The sequence below is a fragment of the Longitalea arenae genome, assembly GCF_016924755.1.
Taxonomy (GTDB): domain Bacteria; phylum Bacteroidota; class Bacteroidia; order Chitinophagales; family Chitinophagaceae; genus Niastella; species Niastella arenae.
Genome location: NZ_JAFFJX010000011.1, coordinates 145,855 through 162,573, shown reverse-complemented (window position 1 = coordinate 162,573; position 16,719 = coordinate 145,855). Strand labels below are relative to the sequence as shown.

Below are 16,719 nucleotides of genomic sequence, written 5' to 3'. Positions count from 1 at the left end.
CAAATCTGGTAGTTCCTTGTTATAATGCGGAATTTGTTTAAAACTTAAAAAATCTTCGCCCGTTGGCGGAGCCGGGGAAAATAAGAAAATGACAAAAGTTAACATTGGCCTGGTGCAAATGAGCTGCACCAACGACAAAGAAGCAAATCTGCAAAAAGCGATCGCTAAAGTACGGGAGGCAGCAGCCAAAGGTGCGCAGATCGTTTGCCTGCAGGAATTGTTCACTTCGCTGTATTTCTGCGATGTGGAGGATTATGACAACTTCAAGCTGGCAGAGCCGATCCCTGGCCCGTCTACCGAAGCGCTGAGCAAGGTAGCTGCGGAAGTAGGCGTGGTGATCATTGCCTCTTTGTTTGAAAAAAGAACGCAGGGTATTTACCACAATACCACCGCCGTACTGGATGCCGATGGTACTTACCTGGGTAAATACCGCAAAATGCATATTCCCGACGATCCGGCCTACTACGAGAAATTCTACTTTACGCCCGGCGATCTGGGATATAAAGTGTTCAAAACAAAATTCGCCACTATCGGGGTACTGATCTGCTGGGACCAATGGTATCCGGAAGCAGCCCGCATCACTGCCCTGATGGGCGCAGAAATACTATTTTACCCCACCGCTATTGGCTGGGCCACTTCACAGGATTCAGTTACCAACACCGAGCAGTACAATGCCTGGCAAACCATCCAGCGCGGTCATGCCGTAGCGAATGGCGTGCACGTGGTGAGTGTAAACCGGGTTGGACTGGAGCAGAACGGCGCCATGAAATTCTGGGGCGGTTCCTTTGTGAGCAATCCCTTTGGCTCGATCTTATACCAGGCTTCTCACGACCAGGAAGAAGTGCATGTAATAGAATTGAATACCGAATTGAGCGATCGGTATCGCACGCACTGGCCCTTCTTACGTGACCGCAGGATTGATTCATACCAGCCGATCATGAAACGGTTCATAGATGATGAAGCGTAACCGTTTTTGAAACGTCAAATCAAAAATAGAGTTTCAGGTTTCAGGTTGCAGGGACCGTGTCGCAGCTGCTGCAATATAAGGAGCATCGAGGTGCAGTATGCAACTGCAATGAAGCCCTGTAACCAGGAACCTGAATCCTGCAACCGGTGACTTTCAACCGGAAACTGGTAACTAGAAACTTTGAACTGTGAACTTCGAACTTTGAACTTCTAACTGTGAACCAAGCACCAAGAATGAAAGATAGTCCCACTCCCAAAGAACTAGGTTATTTTTTCCCCGCCGAATTTGCGCCGCATACAGCCACCTGGCTCAGCTGGCCCCATAAGGAAGCTTCCTGGCCCGGAAAGATTCAAAGCATTTATCCATTTTACAGCCAGTTTGTAAAGGAAGTGGCCCTGGGTGAAAAAGTAAACATCAATGTGACCGATGCCGCGATGAAAACATTTGCTGAAAAATGCCTTACGGAAGCCGGCGTCAAAATGAGCAATATTCAATTCTTTATTCATCCTACCAATGATGCCTGGTGCCGCGATCATGGTCCGGCTTTTTTGATAAACCCGCAAGCCGATATAAAAAAAGTGATCGTCGACTGGGGCTATAATGCCTGGGGCAACAAGTATCCGCCCTACGATCTTGACGACGTGATCCCTACATTAATTGGCAAACACTATAATATTCCGGTATATCATCCCGGTATTGTGATGGAAGGCGGCTCCGTAGAGTTCAACGGAGCAGGTACTTTGCTTACATCAACCGCCTGTTTGTTGAACCCTAACCGTAACCCGCATTTGAACCAGCAGCAAATTGAAGAATACCTGTACCAATACTATGGGGTAGACCAGGTATTGTGGGTAGATGAAGGTATAATCGGGGATGATACCGATGGTCATATTGATGATACCGTTCGTTTTGTGAATGCCAATACCGTGTTAACGGTGATCGAAGAGAATAAACAGGACGAGAACTATGCCTTGCTGCAGCACAACCTGCGTCAGTTACAACAGATGCGGTTATTGAACGGGCAGCAATTGAATGTTATCGAGCTGCCCATGCCTAATGCGGTGGTGTATGAAGACCAGCGACTGCCTGCGTCTTATGCCAATTTTTATATAGCCAATGCGGCCGTCGTAGTGCCTACTTACCGTTGTGCACAGGATGATAAAGCGCTTCAGATCATTCAGCAGTGTTTTCCTGATCGTAAAGTGATCGGTATCGATTCAACTGATATCATCTGGGGGCTTGGCAGTTTCCATTGTTTGAGTCAGCAGGAACCGGACGTATAAGTTTCTGAGTTATTCAGTTATTGAGTTTTTTAGTAAGTTCATAGTGAAAGTTAGCTAAAACCTGTACCATACTATTAATGTGTGGCAGACTCCGTTATGGTAACTTAATAACTCAGGAACCAATGAACTTAATAACTCAAGCATTTTAAAGAATATTCTGCAGGTATTTATATCCCGAACCCGTATTCAGCAATAATATCTTCTCGGCCCTTTGAACAATACCATCCTGCACCAGTTGTAACAAGCCATTCCATAATGCGCCGCCTTCAGGAGCAATGATCAACCCTTCTTTGCCGGCAATTTCTTTTACGGCCTTTACCATATCGGCATCACTAACAGCCAGTGGCTGACCCTTTGATTCCCGCAATACCTGCAGGATCATGTTCTCGGCAAAAGGATTGGGCACCGCCAGTCCATTAGCCAGGGAAGCACGGCCCATATAATTTTTGGCATGGCCTTGCAAACCCTTCCAGGTTTGCACTACCGGTTTACAGTTCTCGGCCTGGATGGCATAGAGACGGGGCAGCTTTTCGCCTATCCAGCCCATTTGCTGCATTTCTTTGAAAGCTTTCCACATGCCGATCAAGCCCGTGCCGCCACCCGTAGGATAAAGGATCACATCGGGCAGGGTCCAGTTGAATTGTTCCGCTATTTCATAACCCATGGTCTTTTTTCCTTCCAGGCGGTAAGGTTCCTTCATGGTAGAAATGTCAAAATAGGGGGCCGACTCCTTTAACTGCGCCACTTTTTTAGCGCAATCACTGATGAGGCCATCTACCAGTACCAGTTCGGCGCCGTAGAGTTCGCATTCGTCCTTGAATACCTGGGGCGTATGGCGGGGCATTACCACAACAGCTTTCATGTTTGCTTTGGCACAATATGCAGCCAGGGCGCCACCGGCATTGCCGGCGGTAGGAATGATACAGGCCGGCAGGCCAAATTCTTTTGCTTTGGAAACGGCGGCACTCAATCCCCTCGCCTTAAAAGAACCTGTTGGGTTCTTCGATTCATCCTTCAGGAAGAGATTGGGTAATTCGTAAGCTGCCTGTAAACGTTTTAGTTCAAGAATGGGCGTCATGCCTTCGCCGAGGCTAACGATATTTTCTTCTTCAAAAACGGGCAGCACTTCTTTATACCGCCACATGGTCGCGGGCCGGTTATACACTACCGTTTTAGCAGGTACTTCTGCCAGGTTATATTGGGCTACGAGCGGCTGCCTGCAGCAGAAAGAAAAAGTTTGAGGCTCAAAAGCGCTGTAAATCTGTCCGCATTGCGAGCAGGCAAGCTGTGTTAAGGAGGTAAGTGTTCGTATCGTTCTCATTGTAGTTTTATGACAGGGTAAAAGTAGTAAGCTGCTGCCATGAGAACGATACCGTTTGCTTATACGCTATAACTTTTTGTTATAGTAGCTCGTAGCCAGTTTTATAAATAATTGATTGATGCGATCGGTCTCTGATCCGCGCCTTTGCATGAAATAAAATGCACGGTGGATCTGTAAACCAGGGATGCTTAACCGAACAAGTTCGCCGTTCTTGAGTTGCCGGGCAACCGATCGCAAGGGCAAGAACCCGAGGCATACGTCATCGAGCAGAAAATTCTTCAGCGCTTCAGTGCCGCCCAGCACAATTTTATGCTTTATATCGGCAATGCTGATCTTGCATTTTTGCAATGCCTCTGTAACTGCGGCCAGGGTGCCCGAGCCTCTCTCGCGTAAGGCTACCGGGATGGTCTTTAGTTCTTCGGGGGCAATATTCTTTTTTTTCACCAATTCACTTTTGGCGCTGCAAACGGGTATTACTTCATCCGTTAAAAAGAACTGGTATTTTACCGATGTGATGGTATTGCGTCCTTCGGTGATGGCGAGGTCTATTTCATGATCGAGCAGGGCTTTTAGAATATTCTCTGAGTTCCGGTTCACCAGCTTCAATTCTATATTGGGATATTGCTGGTGGAAAGCCGAAAAAACGGGAGGAATAACATACAGTGAGATCGTGGTGCTGGTGCCCAGTGTGAGCGATCCTTTTGCCTGTTGCAGGTTCTTTTGTTTGGTAATATCGAATTCAAGCTGCCGTTGCAGCTCGCGGCCCTGTACCACATATTCAAGCAATATCCTGCCTTCGCTGGTAAGCGACACGGAATTGCCCTTGCGTTCGAACAGGCTAACCTTATAATGTTTTTCGAGCGATTGGATGTGTTTGGTAATTGCCGGCTGACTGATATATAAGATCTCAGCGGCTTTGGAAAAGCTAAGATGGGTGGCTACTTCAAAAAATACTTCGTGACTATAGCTGAGCATGTTGCGTATGCCAGTTACCGGTTACCAGTTACCGGGAACTGGCACCCGGTAACCGGTAACTCGATATTATTCATGTATAGCTACGATCGGGATATGGCTATGGTAGGCCAGCTTTTTGGTATGGCTGGTCCTGAACAGGCCACTCAGGAATGAGCGTTCCCGGGGAACAATAAAGATGAGGTCGATATTCTTATCGTCGACGAACTGGCTGATGGCATCAAAGAAGTCATACTGCCTGATGAAATAGAATTCAGGGGAATAGTCCTTCAACATCCCCTCCAGTTTGGCTCTTTCCGCCTTGAATTCATCGGTAAGCTCAACATAGTGCTCACTGTCTACATTCACAATATGCAGGGCCGGTTTAAAAATATCGAGGGTTGCTTTCAGCGGCGCAACGGGAATAGTGGTATCCACGTCTTTGAAGTCGCTGGCCAGCACCACATTTTTGATCTTGCGGTATTTTGCGTCTGGCGGAATGATCAGTACGGGGCAAACACTTTCCTTGGCCATTTCGAGGGTATTGCTGCCCATAAAGATCTGTTCGAGCCGCGTGGCGCCTGTAATGCCCATGATCACCATATCTATGGCCTGGTGGCGAACGTAGCGGCTAAGGGTTTCCACAAGGGAAGTTCCTTTTTCCATAACGAATTCAACAGGCACCTGCGCTACTGCCAGCAATTCGTCTTTCAGTTGACTAAGGGCCTGGGTCAGTATCAGGCGGCGGTCGTCATCGTCTTCGGTTAACGGTGAACCGTCTGAGCCGCCGGTGATCTTATCAGACACATGGATTAAAATGATCTTTGCATTCTGAACGTCTGCAGCCATTTGCGCAGCAAACAGCGCTGCATTTTTCGATGTATCGGAGAAGTCGGTGGGAACCAGCAGTTTCTTCATGTATTTGATTGTTTTTGGGAAGTTACAAATTAATGATCATTCCATAAAGAGGATCAATCGTTTGCATGATTTTTTCAACCGGCAGCGTGAATAATTTCCCTAATTTTAAAACCGTCACCACATAAATCCTCTAAGATTAATATGAAACAGATCAGCTTGTTATTTGCCAGTTTCTGGATGATTGCTTCTGCCGTATCCCAAACGAGCCCGGAGATATCCCTTATCCCGCAGCCGGTCTCGCTTGAAAAAAAGAGCGGCCGTTTTACGTTGACCGCTCAAACTAAAATCGCGGCCGATGGTAAGAATGCCGACGTAAAACGGGTTGCCGGTTTTTTTGCAGACCAGGTAAAAAAGGCTACCGGTTTTGCGCTGGGGCAGGCGGCTCCGGCAGCTAAAACCAATGTGATCAGTTTTGCACTGAACCCTACCGCCAATAAAACAATTGGAAAAGAAGGATATACTTTAGCCGTAAGCGCCACGGGCGTGCAGCTTACTGCCAACGATGCGGCCGGCCTGTTTTATGGCGTTCAAACCCTGCTGCAATTGCTGCCGAAGGAAATAGAAAGTGAGTCGGTGGTGAAGAAAGCCTCCTGGGTCATCCCCGGTGTGCAGATCACCGATTATCCGCGTTTTGCCTGGCGGGGGCTGATGTTCGATGTGGTTCGTCACTTCTTTACCAAAGAGGAGGTAAAACAGTTCATCGATGAAATGGTGCGTTATAAATACAATTTACTGCACCTGCACCTCACCGATGACCAGGGCTGGCGCATTGAGGTTAAATCACTGCCCAAGCTAACCGAAGTAGGCGCCTGGCGGGTTGAGAAAACCGGTACATTCGGAACCTTCAGCCCACCTGCCGAAAATGAGCCGCGTAAATATGGCGGCTTCTACACCCAGAACGACATTAAGGAACTGGTACAATATGCAGCCGATCGTTTCGTGAATATCCTGCCCGAAGTAGATGTTCCCGGCCACAGCATGGCAATGGTGGCGGCTTATCCCGAGCTTTCCTGCACACCTGGCAACTACCGGGTGAACTCAGGCGAAAAATTCATGCAATGGACCGATACCGGCTTTTATGCACTGGTAGATAATACCCTTTGTCCGGCCAATGACAAAGTATATGAAGCGCTTGATAAAGTGTTTACTGAAGTAGCTCAGCTATTCCCCTTTGAATACATTCATATGGGCGGCGATGAGTGCGCCAAGAATTTCTGGGAGAAAAGCGATGCCATTAAACAACTGATGCAGCGGGAGAACCTGAAAGATCTGCATGAGGTGCAAAGTTATTTTGTAAAGAAAGTGGAGAAGATCATAGAGTCGAAGGGCAAAAAGATGATCGGATGGGATGAGATCCTGGAAGGTGGCCTGGCGCCGAATGCGGCTGTTATGAGCTGGCGTGGATCGAAGGGTGGGGCAGAAGCCGCCAAAATGCAGCATGAAGTGGTCATGAGCCCGAATGACCATACGTACATCGACCTGATGCAGGGCGATCCCGCTATTGAACCCCCTGTTTACAAAAGCGTACGTCTGAAAGCCTCATACCAGTTTGAACCCGTTCCCAAAGGTGCAGACCCGAAGTTCATCAAGGGTGGACAAGCTAATTTATGGACTGAACAGATTTACAACATGCGTCATGCGCAATACATGACCTGGCCCCGCGCCTTTGCGGTTGCGGAAAGCATTTGGTCACCTGCGGAAAAAAAGAACTGGAATGATTTTATCCGCCGCGTGGAAGATCATTTCGAACGTTTTGAAGTGGCCGAGATCAAATACGCGCCCAGCATGTATGATCCTATCATCAATGTAAGCAAGGACGGTGAATTGCTGAAGCTCGATCTGAGCACTGAAGTGGAAGGACTGGATATCTATTACAGCTTCGATAATTCATTCCCCGATCGCTTTTATCCCAAATATACCCAGCCGGTACAGATCCCCAGGGATGCGGTAAATGTGCGGATGATCACCTACAGGGGTAAAGAACCGATTGGACGAATGGTCACTATTCCTGTAACTGAGCTGCGGAAAAGAGCGGAGAAAAAGAAGTAACCAGCTAATGTGATAATTTGATTATGAAAGCAAATGTTCCGATGGCCCTGGCTATCGGAACATTTTCGTTTGGTAGAAAATAAAATAGGAACGCCGGCCGTACTTTTGTTTAATCCTTCACATGTACATAGGCGTTCCCCTGGCAAGAAGACTTATACTGGAAAAGTAAATTCAATTTTAAAAAATAACGTTCGGCCTTTTCGGGTTAACAGCAAAATATTATTTGTACTAATATCTAAGATAATGATTATGCTGCTATTTTACAGGCATCATCGCTGTAGTCGCTTCCCATTTCTCGCACCGCCTGGCACGGCATATTTAATGTTAGCACATGCGATTATTTCATTGTTAACTCGAATACTTAACTGAAGGCGCAACGATTTTATTGCATGTGCTGTCAATAAAAAAGATCATCGGCCCTGCATAACAGGTGATGATTAACCGCTAAGCTCATAGTGGTTCTGCATCTATATAATTACAGGTTTAGGGTTTAATCAATCATTTCAAGGAGTCCTCCCGCTACACCGGGGGGACTTGTTTTGTAGAAATATTGTCACAGGCTACTATCCGCAAAAATGGTGAATGGGTCGTCAGTTTGGGGTTTAGTCTTTCCTTAACAGCATTTTTATGGTGAAGGAAAGGTCAGGCACAAATAATGTAGCTTTTTTCCGTAGTTACTAAAAACAACAATATTGAAATAGGTAAGTTAAGGGGTATTATCATCACAAGGCTTCTCCCGGTTTACGGGAGGGGCCTTTTTTTCGGCCGGGCAGTTATAAAAAAGCGCCTGCCGGGCTGGGCCGGAAGGCGCTTTTTGCTTATATGTAACCCGTTTATTGTTAACCGGGGGCCGATTAAGCCATTTTCTTTTTCAGGTTAGCATCGATCGCATCCAGGAATTCTTCGGTATACAGGTAGTGTTTTCCGTGTTCTACTTTATTTCCATGAATACAAACGGCCAAATCTTTAGTCATTTTGCCACTTTCAACTGTTTCTATACAGGTAGACTCTAATGTGTTGCAGAAGTCGATAAGGGCCTGGTTGCCGTCGAGTTTACCGCGGAAGGCCAAACCTCTTGTCCATGCAAAGATAGAAGCGATGGGGTTGGTGCTCGTGCGTTTACCGGCCTGGTGATCGCGGTAGTGGCGGGTAACGGTGCCGTGGGCAGCCTCAGCTTCCATGGTCTTGCCATCGGGGGTAATTAATACCGAGGTCATTAAGCCCAGAGAACCAAAACCTTGTGCAACGGTGTCGCTTTGAACGTCGCCATCGTAGTTCTTACAGGCCCAAACGAAATTACCGTTCCATTTCAGGGCGCTGGCTACCATGTCATCGATCAGGCGGTGTTCGTACACGATATTCGCTTCCTGGAATGCCTGTTTGAACTCATTGTCGAAGATCTCCTGGAAGATATCCTTGAAACGACCATCGTATTTCTTAAGAATGGTGTTTTTGGTGCTGAGATACAATGGCCATTTTTTGGCGAGGGCCATATTGAAGCAGCTGCGGGCAAAACCCTTAATGCTTTCGTCGGTATTGTACATGGTCATTGCCACGCCATCGCCTTTGAAGTTGTATACTTCAAAAGTTTGCGGTTCGCCGCCGTCTTCAGGAGTAAAGGTCATTGTAAGTTTGCCTTTGCCTTTGATAACGGAATCGGTAGCGCGGTACTGATCACCAAAAGCGTGACGGCCAACGATGATCGGGGCAGTCCAGTTGGTAACCAGGCGGGGAATATTGTTGATTACGATAGGCTCACGGAATACAGTACCATCGAGAATGTTCCGGATGGTGCCGTTGGGGCTCTTCCACATTTGTTTCAGGGAGAACTCCTTTACGCGGGCTTCGTCAGGGGTGATGGTGGCACATTTGATTCCAACACCATACTGTTTGATGGCATTGGCGGCATCAATAGTTACCTGGTCATTGGTCTTGTCGCGGTATTCAATACCCAGATCGTAATACTTAATATCGACGTTAATGTAGGGAAGGATGAGTTTATCCTTGATGAACTTCCAGATAATGCGTGTCATTTCATCGCCATCCAGTTCTACAACAGGATTCTGTACATTGATTTTTTGTGCCATAAATGCTTGTTTTTGCCTTCAAATAAGGGTGCAAACCTACAGCAGAATGGCCAAATGTGCAAAAGGCTTTTTAGCTCCCAACCAGTACAGGTGTATGATGTTTTCCATACTGGTGCTACATGGTAGTACCTAAAAAACAAAGGCTCCCGGTTAAACGCTGACAATAATTGTTGATAAATTATAACTTGCAGTATGGTTGCTATATTACAAAAGTATATAGACCAGTTTATTGATCTTCCGGCTGAAGAGCTGGAAGCACTCATCAACTCCATTGAAGTAAGATCTGTTGACAAGAAAGTTCGCCTCACAGATGTAAATGAAACGGAGAAATATTTATATTTCGTGATCAAAGGGCTCGCGCGTAAGTTTTTCTATAAAGGCAAGGAAGAGATAATTACCCAGATCGCCAAAGAAGGAGAGCTGATCTCCTCCTCAGTGTCGTACTTTTCCGGAATGCCTTCAGGATATGTGGTAGAGACCATTGAGCCCACCACGTTCTACTCCCTGCACCATGACAGGGCAGAACAGTTATATAGCCGCTACCCTAAACTCGAACGCCTGAGCCGGCTGATCATTACCGAACTGTTCCTGCAAAAAGAGGTTTGGGAACTGGAACGCATCCGGTTTAGTACCAAAGAACGATTTTTACGTTTTATGACTGATAACCCGGAACTGTTTCAGCGGGTGCCGCAAAAATACCTGGCATCTTACCTGAACATCAAACCGGAAACATTCAGCCGCCTGAAGCATTTGCTGAGAACCAAAAAAAGCTCAGATGCTCCTTATCTTAAATGATGTTTTTCTATGGGGGATAAAATTATTGTTGCCAGGGAATGCTACGAACAATTACTGGTACACCTGCAACGGTTCTCACCGATCAGCCGTGAGGGGCTTGAACAATTAATTCCTTACCTCGAGATCCGCCGTTTCGATAAAAAGAAGAAGCTGGTAAACCAGGGCGAAATGGAGGATTACCTTAACATTGTTATCAAAGGGCTTGTACGCAAATATATTCCTTCTTCCATCCGGGGTGAAGTAACCCTGCAGCTGGCCACCGAAGGCCATTTCATTCAATCAGAAATTTCTTTCCATCACCGGCTACCCTCCGAAGTGGTCATTCAAACCCTGGAGCCAACGGTGCTGGTATCTGTTAAATTCGATCGCATGCAGGATGCGATGGATAAAGTGCCGGAAGCCGAAGCGCTCGGTCGCGCCATCATTATGCAGATGTTCATTAAAAAGGACAGCCGCTATTTCGAGCAGCTAAATACATCTACCCGCCAGCGTTTTATCGAATACATGAACACCCATCCGGAAATGCTGCAGCGGGTGCCGCAAAAAGTACTGGCTTCTTATCTCAATATCAAACCGGAAACTTTCAGCAGGTTAAAGCATTTGCTGTATATTAAACGGTAGCTATTCAGTTCCTGAGTTATTCGTTCATAAGTTATTAAGTTAATACAGTAGTCGCAAGATGAATAACTGAATAACTGAGCTGTTTATAAATTTACGACCAGGATCGGGATCTTCAGTTCATGACGAACGGAATTAATCGTTTCCCCATATAACCAGTCTTTGATGCCGCTGTGCCGGTGGGCGCCAATGACCAGCATATCGGCTCCGGATTCTTTGATAATACGAACGATCTCTTCGGCCCTGTGCCTGAACCCCAGGTGACAGGTAGCGGTTAAACCCTGCTCCTGCAATTGCTGCATATAGGATTGCAATCGCGCCAGGTCGTGCCGCGTCTCATAGTCATCGCTTTCCCGGCCCAGGATGCGGGCCGATGCACTTTCCACTACATGGATCAGCACATATTCGGCGTGGCCCTGTCCCTGCCCGATGGCATGGGCCAGCAGGGTATCGTCCTGCTCGCCGAAGTCCAGCGCTACTGCGATCTTCTTATAGGATGGAATATTGAGCTTTTGTAAACCTTCCATTTGCGGGTGCATTTGAATGCTGCCGGCCTTCAACCGCTTGCTGAAGACCGGATAGAAAATAATATAAAGCAGCAGGCCAAGGAAGATCGCCCCGCCGGCTATGATCACCGCCTTCCAGAAAATATTCGTTGAACCCGCAAAGAAGCCGGTGGCTTCATTCACCAGCATGCGAATATTCAGGTACACCAAAATGGTGGTAACCAGCCAGGCAATCACCTGCACAACCGGTTTGATGGCGTAATCGCCCATCGTCTTTTTATCGCTTACAAAATGAATGAGCGGAATAATGGCAAAACCCAGCTGCATACTCAATATAACCTGGCTTAATACCAGCAGGCTGTCAACTTCCTTTTCACCGGCAATGGCTATCACCAGGATGGCGGGAACAATGGCCAGTAAACGGGTGAGCAGGCGCCGCATCCAGGGATTGATGCGCAGGCGGAGATATCCTTCCATTACGATCTGTCCGGCCAGCGTGCCCGTCACGGTAGAGCTCTGTCCGGCCGCTATCAGCGCCACGGCAAAAAGCACCGGCGCTACCGAAGAACCTAACAACCCCGACAGCAATTGATGCGCCTGCTTGATCTCCGCTACTTCTACCAGTCCTTTTTTAAAGAAGGTGGTCGCTGCCAGAATTAAGATGGCCGCATTCACCAGGAAGGCCACATTCAGGGCCACCGCCGAATCCACAAAACTCCATTTTAAGGCCTGTTTAATGCCTTCTTTTGTTTTTGCGATCTTACGTGTTTGTACGAGTGCAGAATGCAGGTATAAATTGTGTGGCATTACCGTTGCCCCGATGATGCCGATGGCAATATACAGGGCCTGGTCATTGGGCAGGCTGGGCACTAATCCGGTAGCAATGTCGGCAAAAGCCGGTTTGGCAATGATGATCTCAACGAGAAAAGAAAGGCCAACAATGGCTACCAGGCCAATGATAAAGGCTTCCATTTTACGAATGCCAAGCCGTTGCAGGAACAGCAATAAAAATGTATCGAATACAGTTATCGCTACGCCCCAGATCAGCGGTAAGCCGGTCAGCAGGTTAATACCAATGGCCATGCCCAGTACTTCGGCCAGATCGGTGGCGGCAATGGCCACTTCGGCCAGGATATAAAGGAGGAAATTGACCGGGCGGGGATAGGTTTCGCGGTTAGCCTGCGCCAGATCGCGGCCCCGTACAATACCGAGCCGGGCCGACAGGGTTTGCAGCAGCAGGGCCATCAGGTTACTCATTAATAAAACCCAAATGAGGGCATACCCAAAACGGCTGCCACCCGCCAGGTCGGTGGCCCAGTTGCCGGGGTCCATATATCCGACACTTACCAGGTATGCCGGTCCGAAAAAAGCCAGGATCCGCCGCCAGCCCAGGCTCTTTTTACTGATATCAACCGATTCATGTACCTCACTTAACGAAGCATCTCCTTTTATTCTATTCATCATATTTCACAAATACGTTTTTTGCTACATGTTCACTAATGGTTACGGGGGACTGATTCTTTATTTTCAGTTCAATGGAATTATCGAAGGCGAATTTTTTCTTTACTTCCAGCCGGGTGCCCAGGGCAATATGTTTATGGTTCAGCAATTCAAGGATCTCTGCCGACTGATCGCCGATACCGCTCACTTCTGCCATTTGATTGATGGGCAGGTTCAGCAGGTCTACCTGCCGGGTGAGCGTCCAGCGGCCCTGACTGTCGGGGATCGGATCGCCATGCGGGTCACTTTTAGGGAACCCTAAAAACTCATCGAGGCGGTCGATCAGTTTTTTACTGCTGATATGTTCCAGCTCTTCTGCAATTTCATGTACTTCATCCCAGCCAAAGCGTAGTTTTTCCACGAGGAAGTATTCCCACAGGCGGTGTTTGCGAATGATCTGCAGGGCGACTTTACGCCCTTCCGTATTCAGTTTAAAGCCTTTATATTTTTCATACAGCAGTAATTTCTGTGCCTTCAGCTTTTTCAGCATATCGGTCACCGAAGCGGGGCGGGTCTGCAGTTCATTGGCAACGTCGTTCGTGGTCACCGTGCCATGGATCTCCTGCAGGTGGAAGATCGCTTTCAGGTAATTTTCTCTGCTGCTCGAATATTTTGGACCCATACGCTTGTTGTTTATTATAACGAACTTCCCTGCTTTTATTGTTTACCTAAAATAAAATTTAGACAAATCTAAAAAATAAATTCCCTGGTTCCAAACAATGCCTGCCATAATTAACACGTTGTTTGGCCTTACCTCCCAGTGCGCGTGGATGGTCATTACGGTGCCTGGTCAGGCTTCAGCATCAGGGGCTGGAACGGCGTTTTCTTTTGGAAGTGATTATGAATGCGTATTTTTATTCATCAACAGCTATCGGATTTTGTATGAAGAAGTACCTCTTTAGTTTGGGATTGATATTGTTATTATTTGCATGCAAGGACAAGAAAACGGCATTACAGGCAGGTGATATAGAAACAGCTGCAGATTTTGTTGCCTTTTACCCCGAAGCATCCCTGCCCTTTATTGTAGCCGATACCATGCTTACCAGAAAGCAAAATGACTCCATGGCAATTGAATTGAACACCTTCTCCAAATTCATTCCGGATAGTATATGGCGAAATGATCTTGGCAAAACAGCCGCACCGAAATTTTATGCATTGGGAAGAACACAGGAGAAGGAAAAAGAAAAATATTTGTTCACGGCGGCAGTAGCTGGCAATAAAAGAGTAGTGTACCTGGCCACTTTCAGCCGGGAGAACAAATTTTTACAGGCCATGCCCATTCTCAAAACCGGCTTTGACCGTTATACTTCGGCCTATGGTCTGCTCGATTCAAAATTCCAGATCACTACATACAGGGAAACCAGAAAAACAGGTGGCGAGCTGCTCTACAAAAGGAACGTTTATTTCTACGACCGGAACGTGGATAATTTTACCCTTATTGTTACCGAGCCGAATGAAGATATTATTGAAGATGTGGTTAATCCAATAGATACCTTGGCGGCCACCAATAAATTTTCAGGCGACTATATTGAAAATAAAAAGAATTTCGTTTCCATACGGGATGGCAGGAATGCTTCGGAGATGGTATTCTTCGTTCATTTTGAGAAGAATGGCGGGAAATGCATAGGTGAATTGAAAGGAACTGCCCGTTTTATATCACCAACGGTGGCGCAGTTTGTTAAAAGTGATAATCCCTGTTCGCTCGAGTTTACATTTAGCGGCAGCAAAGTGACCATGAAAGAAAAAGGCGGGTGCGGTTCATACCGTGATATACAATGCTTTTTCAGTGGCAGTTACCCGAAAAAGAAAGCCGCAAAGGCTAAACAATAGCAGCTTGACTATGCTGCAGTACAACATACTAACATTCATTAGTAGTAACAAGCTGCCGGGGATTTGAATTTGCGTTATATTCGCCAGGGTTTAGTCGCTTTTTGAATCACACAATTGGCACAAATACATATCGGTGCCCGAATGTTAAAAGATCAGTGTATATGAGTTTTACGAATTTTACAGTTCCCTACCCGATAGAAGCTAAATACAGCAAACGGGTAGCTTATTTTTCAATGGAATTTGCGGTTCATCAGCCGTTAAAGATCTATAGTGGCGGTTTAGGCTTTCTGTCGGGTTCGCATTTACGCAGTGCATATGAGTTACAACAGAACATGGTGGGCGTTGGCATTTTGTGGAAGTATGGATATTATGATCAGGCACGTAACCAGGATCATACCCTGCAGGTAACCTGGCTCGAAAAGAATTATCATTTCCTGGAAGATACAGGTATCAAATTTCAAATTACCATTCACGATCACCTGGTATGGGTGAAAGCATATTATCTGAACCCGGAAACCTTTAAAACAGCGCCGCTGTTTTTATTGAGCACCGATGTTCCGGAGAATGATCATATCTCACAAACGATCACGCACCGCTTATACGATGCCAACGTGGCCACTAAAGTTGCCCAGTTTATTTTGCTGGGTGTAGGCGGCGCCAAGTTGATGGATGAGATCGGCTTTAATCCCGAGCTTTATCATTTGAATGAAGCTCATGGTGTTTCTTCCGTTTTCTACCTGTATAAAAAGTTCGGCAACAAGGTGGAAGAAGTGAAGAAGCGCCTGGTTTTTACCACACATACACCCGAAGAAGCGGGCAATGAAAAACATGATATTCATCTCTGCCATAAAATGAGTTACTTCTGTGGATTGAGTGTTGAGGAAGTGCGTAAGCTAACCGGCATGCAGGATGATCAGTTCAATCACTCACTGGTAGCTTTACGTTTTGCCCACCTGGCAAACGGCGTATCGAAATTACACGGCGAAGTATCGCGGCTGATGTGGGGCAGGTATGAGAATATTTGTCCGATCATTTCTATCACCAATGCGCAGAACTGGCGGTATTGGGCCGATAAGCAATTATACCGCGCGGCAGAGGAAGGCAATGACAGCTGGTGGGACGATCGCAAGAAATACCTGAAGCGCAGGGCCTTCGAAATTGTGGCCGATCAAACGGGTAAGCTCTTTAATCCAAATGTGTTCACCATTGTATGGGCGCGCCGTTTTGCCGGTTACAAACGTTCGGAACTGATCACCCGCGATAAAGCGCGTTTTGAAAAATTACTGAGCAGTACCAAATACCCGGTTCAGATCATCTGGGCAGGCAAACCATACCCGATGGATTACCCGGCCATCAATGAATTTAATAACCTGGTACACCTGAGCAAGGGTTACAAGAATATAGCTGTGCTGGCCGGTTATGAATTGGGCTTATCCAAACGGCTGAAGCAGGCTGCGGATATCTGGCTGAACAATCCACGCGTACCGCGCGAAGCTTCCGGTACCAGTGGAATGACAGCCGCTATGAATGGCGCCGTTAACTTCTCTACTTCAGATGGCTGGATACCCGAATTTATTGATCAGGGCCATAATGGTTTTGTAGTGCCGAAACCTGATTACAGCAAAATGAGTGTGCAGGAGCAGGACCAGTATGATCTGGATAAGATCTATGACCTGCTGGAGCATGATATTCTGCCGATGTACTATGAGCGCTACGATACCTGGCGCCAGATCGCTAAAAACGGGATGCGCGATGTACGCTTCCAGTTCGACTCGGGCCGGATGGCGAATGAGTACTATGAATTGCTTTATAAGTAAAAACATCGTTCTAAAGGAGAAGTACGAGGTAAGAAGCAGGAAGTACGATGTTTCAAATATATCAAAGGATCATCTGG

At 46.9% G+C, this 16,719-nt stretch carries 13 protein-coding genes; 7 read left to right on the top strand and 6 right to left on the bottom strand.

Annotation, left to right across the window (positions count from 1 at the left end):
• Nucleotides 1–88: 88 nt before the first annotated feature.
• Nucleotides 89–967 (top strand): carbon-nitrogen hydrolase, encoded by an 879-nt coding sequence (locus tag JT717_RS20440; RefSeq protein WP_205512895.1) that lies wholly within the window; start codon nucleotides 89–91, stop codon nucleotides 965–967.
• A 233-nt stretch (nucleotides 968–1,200) separates the two neighbouring features.
• Entirely contained in the window at nucleotides 1,201–2,250 is a 1,050-nt protein-coding gene (locus JT717_RS20435; protein WP_205512894.1) for an agmatine deiminase family protein, read from the top strand.
• Between the two features lie 145 nt (nucleotides 2,251–2,395).
• On the opposite strand, the gene JT717_RS20430 is transcribed toward JT717_RS20435, so the two are convergent.
• The 3 genes from JT717_RS20430 to JT717_RS20420 all read right to left on the bottom strand — a co-directional run bounded on the left by JT717_RS20430 (nucleotide 2,396) and on the right by JT717_RS20420 (nucleotide 5,440).
• Nucleotides 2,396–3,571 carry a threonine synthase gene (locus JT717_RS20430; protein WP_205512893.1) on the bottom strand — a complete coding sequence of 392 codons (1,176 nt, stop codon included), beginning with the start codon at nucleotides 3,569–3,571 and terminating at the stop codon, nucleotides 2,396–2,398.
• A 66-nt stretch (nucleotides 3,572–3,637) separates the two neighbouring features.
• Nucleotides 3,638–4,546, bottom strand: a complete 909-nt coding sequence (locus JT717_RS20425) for a LysR substrate-binding domain-containing protein (RefSeq protein WP_205512892.1) — start codon at nucleotides 4,544–4,546, stop codon at nucleotides 3,638–3,640.
• Between the two features lie 66 nt (nucleotides 4,547–4,612).
• A complete protein-coding gene (locus JT717_RS20420) occupies nucleotides 4,613–5,440 on the bottom strand; it encodes a universal stress protein (protein ID WP_205512891.1) in 828 nt (275 codons plus the stop codon).
• 141 nt (nucleotides 5,441–5,581) lie between these two features.
• On the opposite strand from JT717_RS20420, the gene JT717_RS20415 reads away from it, so the two are divergent.
• Nucleotides 5,582–7,489: a beta-N-acetylhexosaminidase gene (locus tag JT717_RS20415; RefSeq protein ID WP_205512890.1), complete on the top strand. Its 1,908-nt coding sequence runs from the start codon at nucleotides 5,582–5,584 to the stop codon at nucleotides 7,487–7,489.
• An 854-nt stretch (nucleotides 7,490–8,343) separates the two neighbouring features.
• Here the strand turns inward: JT717_RS20415 and JT717_RS20410 are convergent.
• The gene (locus JT717_RS20410; RefSeq protein ID WP_205512889.1) at nucleotides 8,344–9,576 is read right to left on the bottom strand and encodes an isocitrate dehydrogenase (NADP(+)); all 1,233 of its coding nucleotides are present in this window, start codon (nucleotides 9,574–9,576) and stop codon (nucleotides 8,344–8,346) included.
• A gap of 192 nt (nucleotides 9,577–9,768) precedes the next feature.
• On the opposite strand from JT717_RS20410, the gene JT717_RS20405 reads away from it, so the two are divergent.
• Nucleotides 9,769–10,371 (top strand): Crp/Fnr family transcriptional regulator, encoded by a 603-nt coding sequence (locus tag JT717_RS20405; RefSeq protein WP_205512888.1) that lies wholly within the window; start codon nucleotides 9,769–9,771, stop codon nucleotides 10,369–10,371.
• A gap of 9 nt (nucleotides 10,372–10,380) precedes the next feature.
• A complete protein-coding gene (locus tag JT717_RS20400; protein WP_205512887.1) occupies nucleotides 10,381–10,992 on the top strand; it encodes a Crp/Fnr family transcriptional regulator in 612 nt (203 codons plus the stop codon).
• An 83-nt stretch (nucleotides 10,993–11,075) separates the two neighbouring features.
• Here the strand turns inward: JT717_RS20400 and JT717_RS20395 are convergent, their stop codons facing one another.
• Nucleotides 11,076–12,959, bottom strand: a complete 1,884-nt coding sequence (locus tag JT717_RS20395) for an Nramp family divalent metal transporter (protein WP_240348299.1) — start codon at nucleotides 12,957–12,959, stop codon at nucleotides 11,076–11,078.
• Nucleotides 12,949–13,617: a metal-dependent transcriptional regulator gene (locus tag JT717_RS20390; RefSeq protein WP_205512886.1), complete on the bottom strand. Its 669-nt coding sequence runs from the start codon at nucleotides 13,615–13,617 to the stop codon at nucleotides 12,949–12,951. Before JT717_RS20390 ends, JT717_RS20395 begins: the two co-directional genes overlap by 11 nt.
• Nucleotides 13,618–13,877: 260 nt before the next feature.
• Between JT717_RS20390 and JT717_RS20385 the strand changes: the two genes are divergently transcribed.
• A complete protein-coding gene (locus JT717_RS20385) occupies nucleotides 13,878–14,825 on the top strand; it encodes a hypothetical protein (protein WP_205512885.1) in 948 nt (315 codons plus the stop codon).
• A gap of 161 nt (nucleotides 14,826–14,986) precedes the next feature.
• Nucleotides 14,987–16,642, top strand: coding sequence for an alpha-glucan family phosphorylase (gene glgP / locus JT717_RS20380; RefSeq protein WP_205512884.1), 1,656 nt, complete (start codon nucleotides 14,987–14,989; stop codon nucleotides 16,640–16,642).
• The last annotated feature ends 77 nt before the right edge of the window (nucleotides 16,643–16,719 follow it).